Source organism: Bacillus jepli (assembly GCF_047238305.1).
Lineage (GTDB): Bacteria > Bacillota > Bacilli > Bacillales > Bacillaceae_L > Ferdinandcohnia.
Genome location: NZ_JBDFMO010000001.1, coordinates 3,762,758 through 3,776,605, shown reverse-complemented (window position 1 = coordinate 3,776,605; position 13,848 = coordinate 3,762,758). Strand labels below are relative to the sequence as shown.

The 13,848-nt window shown below is 36.4% G+C and carries 12 protein-coding genes; 8 read left to right on the top strand and 4 right to left on the bottom strand.

From position 1 onward, the window contains the following. Positions 1 to 46 precede the first annotated feature (46 nt). The 3 genes from typA to ABC371_RS19310 all read left to right on the top strand — a co-directional run bounded on the left by typA (position 47) and on the right by ABC371_RS19310 (position 2,559). Positions 47 to 1,888, top strand: a complete 1,842-nt coding sequence (gene typA / locus ABC371_RS19320) for a translational GTPase TypA (protein WP_412898276.1) — start codon at positions 47 to 49, stop codon at positions 1,886 to 1,888. A 68-nt stretch (positions 1,889 to 1,956) separates the two neighbouring features. Continuing rightward, on the top strand, positions 1,957 to 2,262 hold the full coding sequence (locus tag ABC371_RS19315) for a YlaH-like family protein (protein WP_412898275.1): 306 nt from the start codon (positions 1,957 to 1,959) through the stop codon (positions 2,260 to 2,262). 12 nt (positions 2,263 to 2,274) lie between these two features. Next, on the top strand, positions 2,275 to 2,559 hold the full coding sequence (locus ABC371_RS19310) for a hypothetical protein (protein WP_412898274.1): 285 nt from the start codon (positions 2,275 to 2,277) through the stop codon (positions 2,557 to 2,559). A gap of 57 nt (positions 2,560 to 2,616) precedes the next feature. Here ABC371_RS19310 and ABC371_RS19305 read toward each other — a convergent pair whose 3' ends face one another. Both ABC371_RS19305 and ABC371_RS19300 read right to left on the bottom strand, forming a co-directional pair. Further along, on the bottom strand, positions 2,617 to 2,820 hold the full coding sequence (locus ABC371_RS19305) for a YlaI family protein (RefSeq protein WP_412898273.1): 204 nt from the start codon (positions 2,818 to 2,820) through the stop codon (positions 2,617 to 2,619). 165 nt (positions 2,821 to 2,985) lie between these two features. Then, positions 2,986 to 3,600: a YhcN/YlaJ family sporulation lipoprotein gene (locus tag ABC371_RS19300; RefSeq protein ID WP_412898272.1), complete on the bottom strand. Its 615-nt coding sequence runs from the start codon at positions 3,598 to 3,600 to the stop codon at positions 2,986 to 2,988. 202 nt (positions 3,601 to 3,802) lie between these two features. Here ABC371_RS19300 and ABC371_RS19295 point away from each other — a divergent pair, with 202 nt between their 5' ends. Continuing rightward, entirely contained in the window at positions 3,803 to 5,131 is a 1,329-nt protein-coding gene (locus ABC371_RS19295) for a PhoH family protein (protein ID WP_412898271.1), read from the top strand. 56 nt (positions 5,132 to 5,187) lie between these two features. Here ABC371_RS19295 and ABC371_RS19290 read toward each other — a convergent pair whose 3' ends face one another. Further along, positions 5,188 to 5,685, bottom strand: a complete 498-nt coding sequence (locus ABC371_RS19290) for a peptidyl-prolyl cis-trans isomerase (RefSeq protein ID WP_412898270.1) — start codon at positions 5,683 to 5,685, stop codon at positions 5,188 to 5,190. 208 nt (positions 5,686 to 5,893) lie between these two features. Here ABC371_RS19290 and ABC371_RS19285 point away from each other — a divergent pair, with 208 nt between their 5' ends. From ABC371_RS19285 to pyc, 3 genes are all read left to right on the top strand, one after another. Next, positions 5,894 to 6,175 carry an Fpa/YlaN family protein gene (locus tag ABC371_RS19285; RefSeq protein WP_136380573.1) on the top strand — a complete coding sequence of 94 codons (282 nt, stop codon included), beginning with the start codon at positions 5,894 to 5,896 and terminating at the stop codon, positions 6,173 to 6,175. A gap of 241 nt (positions 6,176 to 6,416) precedes the next feature. Further along, positions 6,417 to 7,631 (top strand): FtsW/RodA/SpoVE family cell cycle protein, encoded by a 1,215-nt coding sequence (locus ABC371_RS19280; protein ID WP_412898269.1) that lies wholly within the window; start codon positions 6,417 to 6,419, stop codon positions 7,629 to 7,631. Positions 7,632 to 7,702: 71 nt separating this feature from the next. After that, positions 7,703 to 11,143: a pyruvate carboxylase gene (gene pyc, locus ABC371_RS19275; RefSeq protein WP_412898268.1), complete on the top strand. Its 3,441-nt coding sequence runs from the start codon at positions 7,703 to 7,705 to the stop codon at positions 11,141 to 11,143. Positions 11,144 to 11,228: 85 nt separating this feature from the next. Here the strand turns inward: pyc and ABC371_RS19270 are convergent, their stop codons facing one another. Continuing rightward, positions 11,229 to 12,206 (bottom strand): COX15/CtaA family protein, encoded by a 978-nt coding sequence (locus ABC371_RS19270; protein ID WP_412898267.1) that lies wholly within the window; start codon positions 12,204 to 12,206, stop codon positions 11,229 to 11,231. A 647-nt stretch (positions 12,207 to 12,853) separates the two neighbouring features. On the opposite strand from ABC371_RS19270, the gene cyoE reads away from it, so the two are divergent. Further along, a complete protein-coding gene (gene cyoE, locus ABC371_RS19265) occupies positions 12,854 to 13,792 on the top strand; it encodes a heme o synthase (protein ID WP_412898266.1) in 939 nt (312 codons plus the stop codon). Positions 13,793 to 13,848 lie beyond the last annotated feature (56 nt).

Below are 13,848 nucleotides of genomic sequence, written 5' to 3'. Positions count from 1 at the left end.
AAAAAGAAATTAAAATCCTTAATTTGATAATAGGAGATGTGAAATAGTGACAACACGTAATGACTTACGAAATATAGCGATTATTGCACACGTAGACCATGGAAAAACAACCCTTGTAGATACTCTGCTTCATCAATCAGGAACATTCCGCTCAAATGAGCATGTAGATGAACGTGTAATGGACTCAAATGATATTGAACGTGAACGTGGTATCACCATTCTTGCCAAAAATACAGCAATTAATTATAAGGATACCCGTATTAATATTATGGATACTCCAGGACATGCTGACTTCGGTGGAGAAGTTGAACGTATTATGAAAATGGTTGATGGAGTACTATTAGTTGTCGATGCTTATGAAGGCTGTATGCCACAAACTCGCTTTGTATTGAAAAAAGCATTGGAGCAAAATCTTACACCGATTGTAGTTGTAAACAAAATTGACCGTGACTTTGCAAGACCTGAAGAAGTTGTTGACGAAGTAATCGACTTATTTATCGAGCTAGATGCTTCTGAAGAACAATTAGAATTTCCGGTTGTATATGCATCTGCAATCAATGGAACAGCAAGTACAGACCCACATCAACAAGATGAAAACATGGAATCTTTATTCCAATGTATTATCGAGAACATTCCTGCTCCAATCGATAATAGTGAAGAGCCATTACAATTCCAAGTAGCGTTACTTGATTATAACGATTATGTTGGAAGAATTGGAATCGGACGAGTATTTAGAGGAACCATGCATGTTGGACAGCAAGTTGCGTTAATGAAATTAGATGGCAGTGTAAAACAATTCCGTGTTTCAAAAATCTTTGGTTTCTCAGGATTAAAACGAATTGAAGTCCAAGAAGCAAAAGCGGGAGACCTTGTTGCTGTATCCGGTATGGAAGATATCAATGTTGGTGAAACAGTTTGTCCAATCGAACACCAGGATGCTTTACCAATTCTTCATATCGATGAGCCAACTTTACAAATGACATTTTTAGTAAATAATAGCCCATTCGCTGGCCGCGAAGGTAAATATATCACATCACGTAAAATTGAAGAACGTCTTCGTGAACAGCTTCATACCGATGTAAGTTTACGCGTGGATAATACAGATTCTCCTGATGCATGGATTGTTTCAGGACGTGGTGAGCTTCATTTATCAATATTAATTGAGAATATGCGTCGTGAAGGCTACGAGCTTCAGGTTTCTAAGCCAGAGGTTATTGTAAAAGAAATTGATGGAGTTCGTTGTGAACCAGTTGAACGAGTTCAAATCGATGTACCTGAGGAACACACTGGTTCCATCATGGAATCTATTGGTGCACGTAAGGGTGAAATGTTAGACATGATTAACAATGGGAATGGTCAAGTCCGACTTATTTTTATGGTCCCTGCACGTGGACTTATCGGTTACACAACAGAATTTTTAACGTTAACAAGAGGTTTCGGTATTATTAATCATACCTTTGATAGTTACAAGCCAATGGCACAAGGCCAAGTTGGTGGACGAAGACAAGGTGTGCTTGTTTCGATGGAAACTGGTAAAGCAACTCAATACGGAATTACTGGTGTTGAAGACCGTGGTACGATTTTTGTTGAGCCTGGTACAGAGGTTTATGAAGGAATGATCGTGGGTGAACATACCCGTGAAAATGACTTAACGGTTAATATCGTGAAAGCCAAACAAATGACAAACATGCGTTCAGCCAATAAAGACCAAACAACAACGATGAAAAAGCCACGCATTATGTCATTAGAAGAATCACTGGAATATTTAAACGATGATGAGTACTGTGAGGTTACTCCAGAATCTATCCGTTTACGTAAAAAGGTTCTCGATAAAAATGAACGTGAAAAAGCAGCAAAACGAAAAAAACTTGCTGAAGTAAATCAATAAGGTTGTGAACCTTGTCCCTTTCTGATACTTTTATGATAGATGTGTGAGAAAGAGGGGTATAAATAGTTATGGATGTCTATGAACACATGTGGCCGATTGCAAGAACAATCTATAGTTCGACAACACCTAATGTCGGGTCAAATATATTGTATGCAGTCATTTTACTCCTAACGATTATCGTGTTTCGTTTAGGATTTGCGAAAAAACTGCCATTGTTAAAAAATATTGTTATTTATGTATGTCTTGCCTTAGGCTGCACCATTTTAACGTTTTTAGGCGCATTCTTACCGATTGCGGAAGGATTAGCGATTACCGCAGGAATATTGCTTATTTATAAATTACGTCTTCACCAGACAAAAAAACGGGAAGCGTAAGGAGGTAATCTGATGAAATCCCTACAGGATGCGATTTATAATTGGTTAACGATTAAAATTGTAGCTGAAGCAAGACCTGATGATAAAGCAGCTAAGGAAACATTCGATTTATTTGAAGATATTCTGGTTAATGAGTTTAAGTTGAAGGACATCAATATTCAAAAAGATGAAGTGATGTATCTTGTGAACTATACGATTGATGGGGAAGCGAAAAGTGCCAGGTTTCCGACAGAGTTAATTGAAGTCATGCACAACCAAATTAATCAACATCCAGAGAGATATCAGAATTACGAATAAAACAAAAAGCCGAGCGTACGAGCTCGGCTTTTTTATTTTTTTTTCTGGCGTCTGAATTTACCACCAATCGTCCTCAGTTTTCTTTTTGCGATAGAGCTTGAATTTATTTGTTGCGATTCTTTCGTTTGTCCTCGTTTCAATTCGATCATGGCAATCTTGACACATATATGTATGGATTGGGCGGTTTCTTAGTCGTTTAGCGAGGCTGGATTCATCCTCAATGTCCTCAATCTTATCACAAATTACACACTTTACTTTCATTTTTTATAAACCCCTCAAATGTTATCTAGTATCTATTTTTCCATTATACAACATTACTTACTTTTCTGACAAAGTTTGTCTTTTTAAGAGGAATATTTAAACACAAAAAACAGCGCAGGACACCTTGATGTATCCGTACGCTGAACAATAACAGTAAGTAATATTTTATTTATTACCCATCTTACCATTTGACTGATCTTGTTGTTCTTTATCTATTTTTTGTTGTTCTTTTTGATTTAGCTGCTTATCATTTGTCTTGGTTGGTTCAGTGTTTTGATTGTCAATTAAATCACTTGGAACATCTGGTACTAGTCTCCCGACGATTTGAGCCAATTCATCTAAAATACCTGTAACAGGTCTTCCGTCTTCAATTTGTTTCTTCATTTGCTTCAAACGTTCAAATGTATCGGCATCAGCGATTACAATTGCGTTAGCGCCATGAGGGTCATGCTGTAAACTCTCAGCAACCGAATATTTAATCGTCTGTACCCTTGAACGCTCCAATTTTGAATCAACATCAATGCCAACGACGGCAAACTTTCCTAGTACAACAGCTGTGGCATCATTTACCTTAGGTACACTACTTGCAAGTTCGACAAGATGACTCGCGATTTCTTGCCCTGTTTTTCTGTCAATATTGTTTTCCACTGTATTTTGAACCTTTACACGAGTATCTTTTTCATTTTCACTGGCATTATTGTTGCCACCACAACCAGAAACCAAAAATAGTATACTTGAGAACAGAAGGATATAAATATGTCTCACCGTTTTGCCTCCCATCGTTCTATATGTTTTCTTTTTTTATTGTTTAATTATTCTTCTATCTTTATTCATTCCTACATATATTTTTATCAATGGTCGTCCTTACACGAACAAAAAATGGGATTGGCTAATATAATATAAAAAAATTCTCGTACGAAAGGATTATCCTGTTTCACTCCTAAAACAAAAATTGAAACCCACTTGAGTAGGAGGCGTGATTTTGGGGAAAATTTATGTATTAGACACAAATGTATTACTGCAAGATCCTAGATCAATTTTTTCATTTGAAGATAATGAGGTTGTTATACCCGCAGTAGTGTTAGAAGAGGTTGACTCAAAAAAACGTTATATGGATGAAATAGGAAGAAATGCGAGGCATGTATCAAAGCTTATCGATAATTTACGACAAACTGGAAAGTTACACGAAAAAATTCTGCTTGAAACAGGTGGAAGCCTGCGGATTGAATTAAATCATAGATCCTTTCATGAACTACAAGAGATCTTTGTTGAAAAAACAAACGATAACCGCATTTTAGCAGTTGCCAAAAATCTCTCATTGGAAGAACAATCAAAAGAAAATGGGAAACAGGTCATTTTAGTTAGTAAGGATGCATTAGTTCGTGTAAAGGCTGATGCATTAGGGTTACAGTCTGAAGATTTTTTAAGTGATCGTGTTGTTGAGGTTGACCATATATATTCGGGGTTTCTCGAAATTTATATAAACCGTAACCTTCTTGATCTCTTTTATGAAAAAGGAGAACTTCACGTAACAGAGTTAGTCAATCACCCATTCTATCCAAATCAATTTATTCTCTTAAAAGATGCATTAGGAGGCTCATCATCTGCGATTGGGATTGTTGATAAGACAGGTAAAGTGGTAAAAAAGCTCCATTTTAAACAGGATCATATTTGGGGTATAAAACCAAGAAATGTACAGCAAACAATGGCATTTGAGCTGTTATTAAGAGATGATATACCATTGGTGACATTAATAGGCAAGGCTGGGACAGGAAAAACATTATTAGCTCTTGCAGCTGGACTTATGCAGACGGAAGATTTAGGGCAATATAAAAAGCTTTTAGTCGCCCGTCCAATTGTCCCAGTAGGAAAAGATATAGGCTTTTTACCTGGAGAAAAACAGGAAAAGCTCAGGCCGTGGATGCAGCCAATCTTTGATAATCTAGAATATTTATTTAATACGAAAAAGCCTGGTGAATTGGATGCGATCCTAGCTGGAATGGGCTCAATCGAGGTTGAGGCTCTGACCTATATCAGAGGGAGAAGCATACCAGAACAATTTATCATTATTGATGAGGCTCAAAACTTAACCAAGCATGAGGTTAAAACCATACTCACGAGAGTCGGGGAAAAGAGTAAAATCGTATTTATGGGAGATACCGAACAAATAGACCACCCATATTTAGATGAATACAATAATGGGTTAACGTATGTGGTAGAGAAGTTTAAGGACCAAAAAATTGCTGGCCATATTCGATTAGTAAAAGGAGAACGGTCAGGGCTTGCACAATTAGCGGCCGATATTCTGTAAAAAAATGAGCCTGTTGCTAATCCGATAAAGGGTTAGTTACAGGCTCTATACTCAAGTTATTCGATGATAAAACGATCGATGTTTTTTATAGGATTCTCCCGATTAGAGCCATCTCCGAAATAGAAATGGACAGGTCCGTCTTCACGTAAAGGCTTACCTTCTTTTGAAAATCCAAGAACAGCCTCATATGCTTCGCTAAGAGGAACTAATGTTTCTTGATCCTTATGTAAGATCTTTAATGTAGTAGCTTCTTCAAAGGGTTCAGCATTTTTAATGAAATCCGATAATGGGATTCCAAATGTACCAGTTAATACCTTTTCTTTTAAAAACTTTTTCTCTGTTTTTAATGTAGGAGGGTAAATCGCACCTTCACGAATTTCGCGATCCCAATGCTTGGAAACGGATTTTGTGTATTCGCTTAAGTCTTCCTGGGTGACTTGATCTGACTCAAAATATGTAAGTAAATCCACTCTACGATCATCAAAAATCCACACACTTGGATCAAGTGTAATTTTATACTTTGTCTTTCCTTCAATCTGAATAATTGAGTTCATCGATGCATCAATCCTTTCATTCATATTATAGTGCTTTTGAAACATAATAGGAAGTATAAGCTCAATTATTGTCTATATTAACGATTTTTTTAAGGAAATCGAAATTAAAGAATAATAGTCTTATCTATTTATTCTTGCAATTTTATTGTATACAGGTTAATATTTATAGATAGGATTAGGTATCGCTTCTGAACGGAGGGGTTATAAATTGACTTCAGAGATTTCGATTAATCATCGTGAAAAGGCATTATCTTTACTACAAGCAGATGCTGAAAAAATATTAAAACTTATAAAAGTTCAAATGGATAATTTAACCATGCCTCAATGTCCACTGTATGAAGAAGTACTTGATACGCAAATGTTCGGATTATCCAGGGAGATAGATTTTGCAGTACGATTAGGCTTAATAGACGGGCTTGAAGGAAAAGAGCTCCTAAACCAACTTGAGCGTGAATTATCCGTTCTTCATGAAGCTTCAACTCGAAAATAGGTAACCTATAGATAAATCAACTCAAATTATCCGGTCAATAGGATAATTTGAGTTTTTTTATAAGAAGGGTTTACAGCATTTCTTTTTTACTGTAATTTTATAAAAAGGTTTTTATGTTGTAGATATTAAATACACCTAAATAGGTTGAAAGATTTGAAGAAAAATGCAGGACTTTTACGATATAATCCGAAAAAATATAGTACAATGAATAATTATATCCTGTATTTAGAGGAAGATGCCGATGCTTAAGAAAATTTTAAAATCATATGATTACACCCTAGTTGTTGCTATGTTTCTTTTATGTTCCTTTGGACTCGTCATGGTCTATAGTGCAAGCATGGTCATTGCCTCAGCCCCAAAGTTTGGAGAAAACCCGTCCTTCTTCTTTGATAGACAGAAAGTAGCTTTACTCGCTGGTACAGCTGCATTTTTCGTTACCATGATCTTACCTTATAAAATATATGCATCTAAAAAAATTCTACTCACTATTGTTTTAAGTTCAGTTGCAATGCTCTTATTAGTATTTGTTGTAGGTCATACAGCAAATAATGCACAAAGTTGGATTATGGTAGGGGCAAGGGGAATTCAGCCCTCTGAGTTTACTAAACTTAGCGTTATCATTTATCTTGCTGCCGTTTATTCGAAGAAACAAGCGTATATCAACCAATTTGGAATAGCAGTCATGCCACCTATCATTTTTACCCTTGCCTTATGTATGACAGTAGCGATACAACCAGACTTCGGAACAGCCTTTATTATAGGGTTAATTGCATTGACCATCATTTTATGTTCAGGTATGGGGATTAGAAGCCTTGGAAAACTTATCTTACTGGGCTTTGTAACAGCGGTACTTTTATCACCGTTACTATACATATTATCAGGTGGGATCCTATCTGAGGGCCGTATGGGGCGTTTTTTAGGGTTTATGAATCCTTTTGAAGATGAAAAGAATGGCTACCAATTAGTTAACTCCTATATAGCTTTAGGTGCTGGTGGATGGAAGGGCCTGGGCTTAGGACAGAGTATACAAAAGTTTAATTATCTTCCAGAAGCCCATACAGATTTCATTATGGCAATAATTGCTGAAGAATTAGGTTTATTTGGAGTCTTATTTGTATTATTATTGTTAGCATATATTGTTTTGCGAGGATTCCAAATTGCAAGAAAATGTACAGACCCTTTCGGAAGTTTGCTTGCGATTGGCATATCCTCCATGATCGCCATTCAAACCTTTATAAATCTAGGAGGATTAACGGGGTTAATTCCGATCACAGGGGTTACCTTACCTTTTATCAGCTATGGAGGCTCATCCCTATTGTTATTAATGGCTTCTATGGGAATCCTAATAAATATTTCTATGTTTACAAACTATCAATCTATGTATCTCACAAAAGAAAAACAACCGCAAAGCCAACCGGCTAGGTCTTTTCAAAAAAACTATGTCTCTTATAGATAAAAATATCTATATGTTGATGATAAAATGTATTATACTTTTTAAACTATGTAATTATTAGAAGGAGGATTTATATGGACAAGCACATCAAGAAGGTACTAGTTGCCAATCGTGGTGAAATCGCGATACGTGTTTTCAGGGCATGTACGGAGTTGCATATTCGTACAGTTGCCGTCTATTCCAAGGAAGATGCAGGCTCTTATCATCGTTATAAAGCGGATGAGGCTTACTTAATTGGTGAAGGAAAAAAACCGATAGATGCCTATTTGGATATTGAAGGAATTATTGAGATTGCAAAAGCAAATGATGTAGATGCCATTCATCCAGGTTATGGTTTTTTATCTGAGAATATTGATTTTGCTAGAAGATGTGAAGAAGAGAATATTATTTTCATCGGTCCTAAAACTGACCATCTCGATATGTTTGGTGACAAGGTAAAAGCAAGACACCAAGCAGAAAAAGCAGAAATTCCGGTCATTCCTGGTAGTGATGGGCCACTAAAAAGCTTAGAAGATGCAGTGCGATTTGGTGAAGAACACGGTTATCCTGTTATCATCAAGGCATCACTTGGTGGTGGTGGACGCGGAATGCGTATTGTTCGCAATAAGGCGGGAATTAAAGAATCGTACGAACGTGCTAAATCAGAAGCGAAGGCTGCATTTGGTAGTGATGCAGTATATATTGAAAAGTTAATTGAGAATCCTAAACATATTGAAGTCCAAATTATTGGTGATAGTCATGGAAATATCGTTCATCTCTATGAGCGTGATTGTTCTGTTCAAAGACGTCATCAAAAAGTGGTCGAAGTAGCACCTAGTGTTTCTTTATCTGAACAATTACGTCAAGACATTTGTGATGCTGCGGTAAAATTAATGAAAAATGTACAGTATGTGAATGCTGGAACCGTTGAATTCTTGGTAGCCAATGATGAATTCTACTTTATTGAAGTAAACCCACGTGTACAGGTTGAACATACAATCACAGAAATGATTACGGGCATTGATATTGTTCAAACACAAATCCAGGTTGCAGAGGGTCTTTCATTACACAGTAATGAAATCGGTATACCGGCACAGGAAGATATCAAAACTCATGGATATGCAATCCAATCCCGTGTAACAACAGAAGATCCATTAAATAATTTCATGCCTGATACTGGAAGAATTAGTGCATATCGAAGTGGTGGCGGATTTGGTGTTCGACTAGACGCAGGAAATGGATTCCAAGGTGCGGTTATTACACCATATTATGATTCATTACTAGTGAAACTTTCTACACAAGCTTTAACCTTTGAGCAAGCTGCATCAAAAATGGTCAGAAACTTGAAGGAATTCAGAATCCGCGGAATTAAAACAAACATTCCTTTCTTGGAAAATGTTGTAAAACATGATAAATTCTTATCTGGTGAATATGATACATCTTTTATTGATTCATCACCTGAATTGTTTATTTTTCCTAAACCAAAGGACCGTGGAACGAAGATGCTTTCCTATATTGGAACAGTAACAATCAACGGTTTCCCAGGTGTTGAAAAGAAAAGAAAGCCAGTATTTGATAAACCATTCTTACCTAAAGTAAGACATGATGAGCCAGTCCCAACTGGTACAAAACAAATTTTAGATCAACATGGACCTGAAGGGGTAGTGGATTGGGTAAAAGAACAAAAACAAGTTCTTTTTACTGATACAACATTCCGTGATGCTCACCAATCACTACTTGCAACAAGAATTAGAACAAATGATATTAAACATATTGCAGATCCAACCGCTAGATTATTACCAGAGTTATTCTCACTCGAGATGTGGGGTGGAGCAACATTTGATGTGGCATACCGTTTCTTGAATGAGGATCCTTGGGAGCGTCTAGCAACATTAAGAAAACAGGCTCCAAATATTCTATTCCAAATGCTACTTCGTGCTTCAAATGCAGTAGGTTATAAAAACTATCCGGATAATCTGATCCGTGAGTTTGTGAAAGAATCAGCACAATCTGGAATTGATGTATTTCGTATCTTTGACAGCTTGAACTGGGTAAAAGGGATGACACTAGCAATTGATTCTGTTCGTAACAATGGAAAAATAGCTGAAGCGGCCATTTGTTATACAGGTGATATTAGTGATCCAGCACGAACAAAGTATGATTTGCAATATTACAAGGACCTAGCAAAAGAACTAGAGCAATCTGGTGCACATATTCTGGGAATCAAGGATATGGCAGGCTTACTAAAGCCTCAAGCAGCATATGCATTAATTTCTGAATTGAAAGAAACAGTTTCAATTCCAATTCACTTACACACACATGATACCAGTGGCAATGGGCTATTCACTTATGCTAAAGCAATTGAAGCAGGTGTAGACATTGTTGACGTAGCGGCGAGCTCTATGGCAGGTCTAACATCTCAACCAAGTGCAAACTCATTATTATATGCATTAGAAGGTTCTGAAAGAAAGCCTGAACTTTCAGTTAAAGCATATGAAGAGATTGCGCGATACTGGGAAGGTGTTCGTAAATATTATCAAGATTTTGAGAGTGGTATGAATGCACCACATACTGAAGTCTATCAGCATGAAATGCCAGGCGGACAATATAGTAATCTTCAGCAACAGGCAAAAGGAGTTGGCCTTGGCGCAAGATGGGAAGAGGTTAAAGAAATGTATCGTCGTGTAAATGATATGTTCGGCGATATAGTCAAGGTAACACCGTCTTCAAAAGTTGTCGGTGATATGGCATTGTACATGGTTCAAAATAACCTAACGGAAGATGATATTTACGAAAGAGGAGAAACGCTTGATTTCCCGGATTCTGTAGTCGAGCTATTTGAAGGATATTTAGGTCAACCACATGGTGGATTCCCTAGAGAACTTCAACGTATTATTTTAAAGGGACGCGAGCCGATTACCGTTCGTCCTGGTGAATTACTAGAGTCTGTTGATTTCAGTGATGTAAAAGATACCTTAACTCACAGTCTAAATCGTGAGGTAACGAATAAAGATATGGTTTCTTATGCGTTATATCCTAAGGTATTCTTGGACTACCAGAAAACATTTGAACAATTTGGCAACATTTCTGTGTTAGATACACCAACTTTCCTATACGGAATGAGACTTGGCGAGGAAATTGAAGTGGAGATTGAACAAGGGAAGACATTAATTGTTAAACTTGTGTCAGTTGGTCAAGCTCAGCCGGATGGTACAAGGATTATCTATTTTGAATTGAACGGACAACCTCGTGAAGTGATCGTTAAGGATACAAATATTAAATCAACCGTTGTTGCGAAGCTAAAAGCAGATCGTGATAACGAAAACCATATTGGTGCTACCATGCCAGGTACAGTGATTAAGGTATTAGTAGAAAAAGGCGATAAAGTAAATAAAGGGGATCATCTCATGATTACAGAAGCAATGAAGATGGAAACGACTGTTCAAGCGCCATTCTCAGGTGTAGTAAAGGATATTCACGTCGCAAACGGTGAAGCAATCCAAACTGGTGACCTTTTACTAGAACTTACAAAATAAATACCTTGAGCCCCAAAAGCGAAAGCTTTGGGGCTCTTTTATGCCAAAAAAAAACCCGAGGAACAGCTTCCTCAGGTTTAGTGTTTTATCGAATTGGGACTGTTCGACTTGAACTAATTGGTTCCTCGTTTGTGTTTTGTGCTTCTGCTTTTAATGCCAATTCATTTTTATTACTTCTAGAAGATAATAAAATAAAGTAACTAAAAACGCCAAATAGGCAAGCGATAAATAAAGCATGTGCAAGAGCGATATAAAGATTTATCTCTGATAAAACAACAATGGCACCTGAAATAACTTGCAACGAGATGAAGCTTAATGCAATCATCCAACCATGATAAAGAACTTTTTCGTGCTTATAATGCTTGTAAATTTGTACAAAAAGTAACAATACCCAAATAAATAATATGCCTGCTAACATCCTATGCCCCATTTGAATCCATTCGTGCATTTGAGTGGGAAGACCAATATTATTATATGTACATACTGGCCAATCAGGGCAGGCGAGTGAAGCACCAACGTGCCGAACCAAAGCGCCCGTATAGACAACAACTAAACTATAAATTGTTATGGCGTAAAACTGTGTTCGTAGTTTTTTGTCTATTACTAGTGAATCAGCATCAAATTTTTTATCCACTTCAAAAATAAGCAAAGTCAATAACAAAACAGATGCAAAGGAGATGAGTGAAATTCCGAAATGAAGAGCTAGTACGAGATCAGATTGTCCCCACATAACTGCTGCCGCACCAATCAGTCCTTGTAAAACTAAGAAAAAGAATGATATAAAGGCCAAAAACTTCGTTTCTCTAATATGACCGATTGCTTTCCAAGACCAAATTGAAAGTGCTAGAACTAAGATTCCAACAACTCCGGAAACGACCCTGTGGCTAAGTTCAATCACAAGTTCAAACGTTATCTTATCAGGGATCAATTGGCCGTGACAAAGTGGCCATGAATCTCCACATCCAGCACCTGATTCAGTTTTTGTTACAAGTGCCCCACCGATTAACACAAACAGCATACCGATCGTAGTTAGAACCGATAACCATTTTAATAGACGGTTCAAAAAATCACCTTCTTACTAATTAAAACGTTATTTCTATTTTTCATGTTAAATTTCTTGATATTGATCTTATCTAAATAATAGATAAAATTCAAAGAAACGCTCTCCTCGATATTACACAATTTACGAATTGTTTACAACCCACTTGAATTTGAAAAAAATTTATTATTGTAGTAAAAAAGGTTGAATATTATGAAGGAGTTTGCTAGAAATAGATAGGAGGGATGAAATGAATTTTAACAACTTCCCCAAAACAAAGGTTTAACACTATTATTATAGTGAAAATAGTATTTATATAGCGGTTTTGATGTTGGTGTAAGGTCACAAAATAGTCATAAATTCTTAACAAAATGTTCACAAAAAATATAAAAAATGTGATTTAATATACAGAAAGGATAGTTTTTAATATAATTTATAATATATACAGTATAATAACCTTGATAAGATAAAAATGTTCTCATCTTACATACTTCGTAACCCGAAAACGCTTTATTTATATGATTGCGTTTTTTAACGCTGATATTAGTGAAAAATGGTTAAAGAGGATTACTTTTTACATATACAGAATGAGGTTGAGCAGGTTCCTGTATTCAAGCGATATATTGTAATGTATTTGAATGGATGTACGAAAATGATAAGGAGGCTTCTCGATGACGACGACAAGGTCTGTACTTGGTACAGATGAAAAAATACAAAATAAAGAAATTCGTGATCAGGAAAATGTAACGACTGCCTATAAGGATTTCCTTGCACTTATTAAAATTGGGATTGTCAATTCCAATCTAATAACTGCTTTTACTGGTGTTTGGCTTGCTTTGTTTTTTACAGAAAAAAGCTTTTTGCAGGAAATAGATATCGTCCTATATACGCTTATAGGTTCAGCGTTAGTAATAGCTGGTTCCTGTGCAGTGAATAACTACTATGATCGTGATATTGATCATGTAATGGAACGTACTAAAGTACGCCCGACAGTAACTGGTAGGATCAATCCAAAACATGTTTTAGGATTGGGAATAATACTAATACTAATAGGAACTGGATTTTTACTCCTAACTACAGTTACAGCTGCTGTAATTGGTTTAATTGGAGTTTTCTCCTATATATATTTATATACAATTTGGTCAAAACGCAGATATACAATTAATACCGTAATCGGAAGTATATCCGGGGCTGTACCTCCACTTATCGGTTGGGCAGCGATTGACCCAGAATTACACGTAATCGCGTGGCTCTTGTTTTTGATTATGTTTATCTGGCAACCCCCTCACTTTTTAGCACTTGCAATGAGGAGGGTTGAAGAATACCGTGCAGCAGGAATTCCAATGCTGCCAGTTGTTCACGGGTTTGCGATGACAAAGAGACAAATCATGATTTGGGTTCTTTGCTTGCTTCCACTTCCTTTTTATATGTTTTCTTTAGGAGGTATATTTGTTTCAATCGCTACTCTCCTAAACCTCGGATGGTTAGTCCTTGGATTTAGGGGATATAAAACGAACGATGATATCAAATGGGCAAAACAAATGTTTGTTTACTCGCTTAACTATTTAACGATTATGTTTGTAACAATGATTATCGTTACATTAGTATAAGTGGGTTTCAAAATATACATAATTCTTCTATTTTCAAGTAGGGGGATTTAATATCT

Coding starts and splice junctions, on each gene's coding strand:
- ABC371_RS19315 (WP_412898275.1), top strand. CDS start 1,957: ATGGATGTCTATGAACACATGTGGCCGATTGCAAGAACAATCTATAGT.
- ABC371_RS19310 (WP_412898274.1), top strand. CDS start 2,275: ATGAAATCCCTACAGGATGCGATTTATAATTGGTTAACGATTAAAATT.
- ABC371_RS19305 (WP_412898273.1), bottom strand. CDS start 2,820: ATGAAAGTAAAGTGTGTAATTTGTGATAAGATTGAGGACATTGAGGAT.
- ABC371_RS19300 (WP_412898272.1), bottom strand. CDS start 3,600: ATGGGAGGCAAAACGGTGAGACATATTTATATCCTTCTGTTCTCAAGT.
- ABC371_RS19290 (WP_412898270.1), bottom strand. CDS start 5,685: ATGAACTCAATTATTCAGATTGAAGGAAAGACAAAGTATAAAATTACA.
- ABC371_RS19280 (WP_412898269.1), top strand. CDS start 6,417: ATGCTTAAGAAAATTTTAAAATCATATGATTACACCCTAGTTGTTGCT.
- pyc (WP_412898268.1), top strand. CDS start 7,703: ATGGACAAGCACATCAAGAAGGTACTAGTTGCCAATCGTGGTGAAATC.
- cyoE (WP_412898266.1), top strand. CDS start 12,854: ATGACGACGACAAGGTCTGTACTTGGTACAGATGAAAAAATACAAAAT.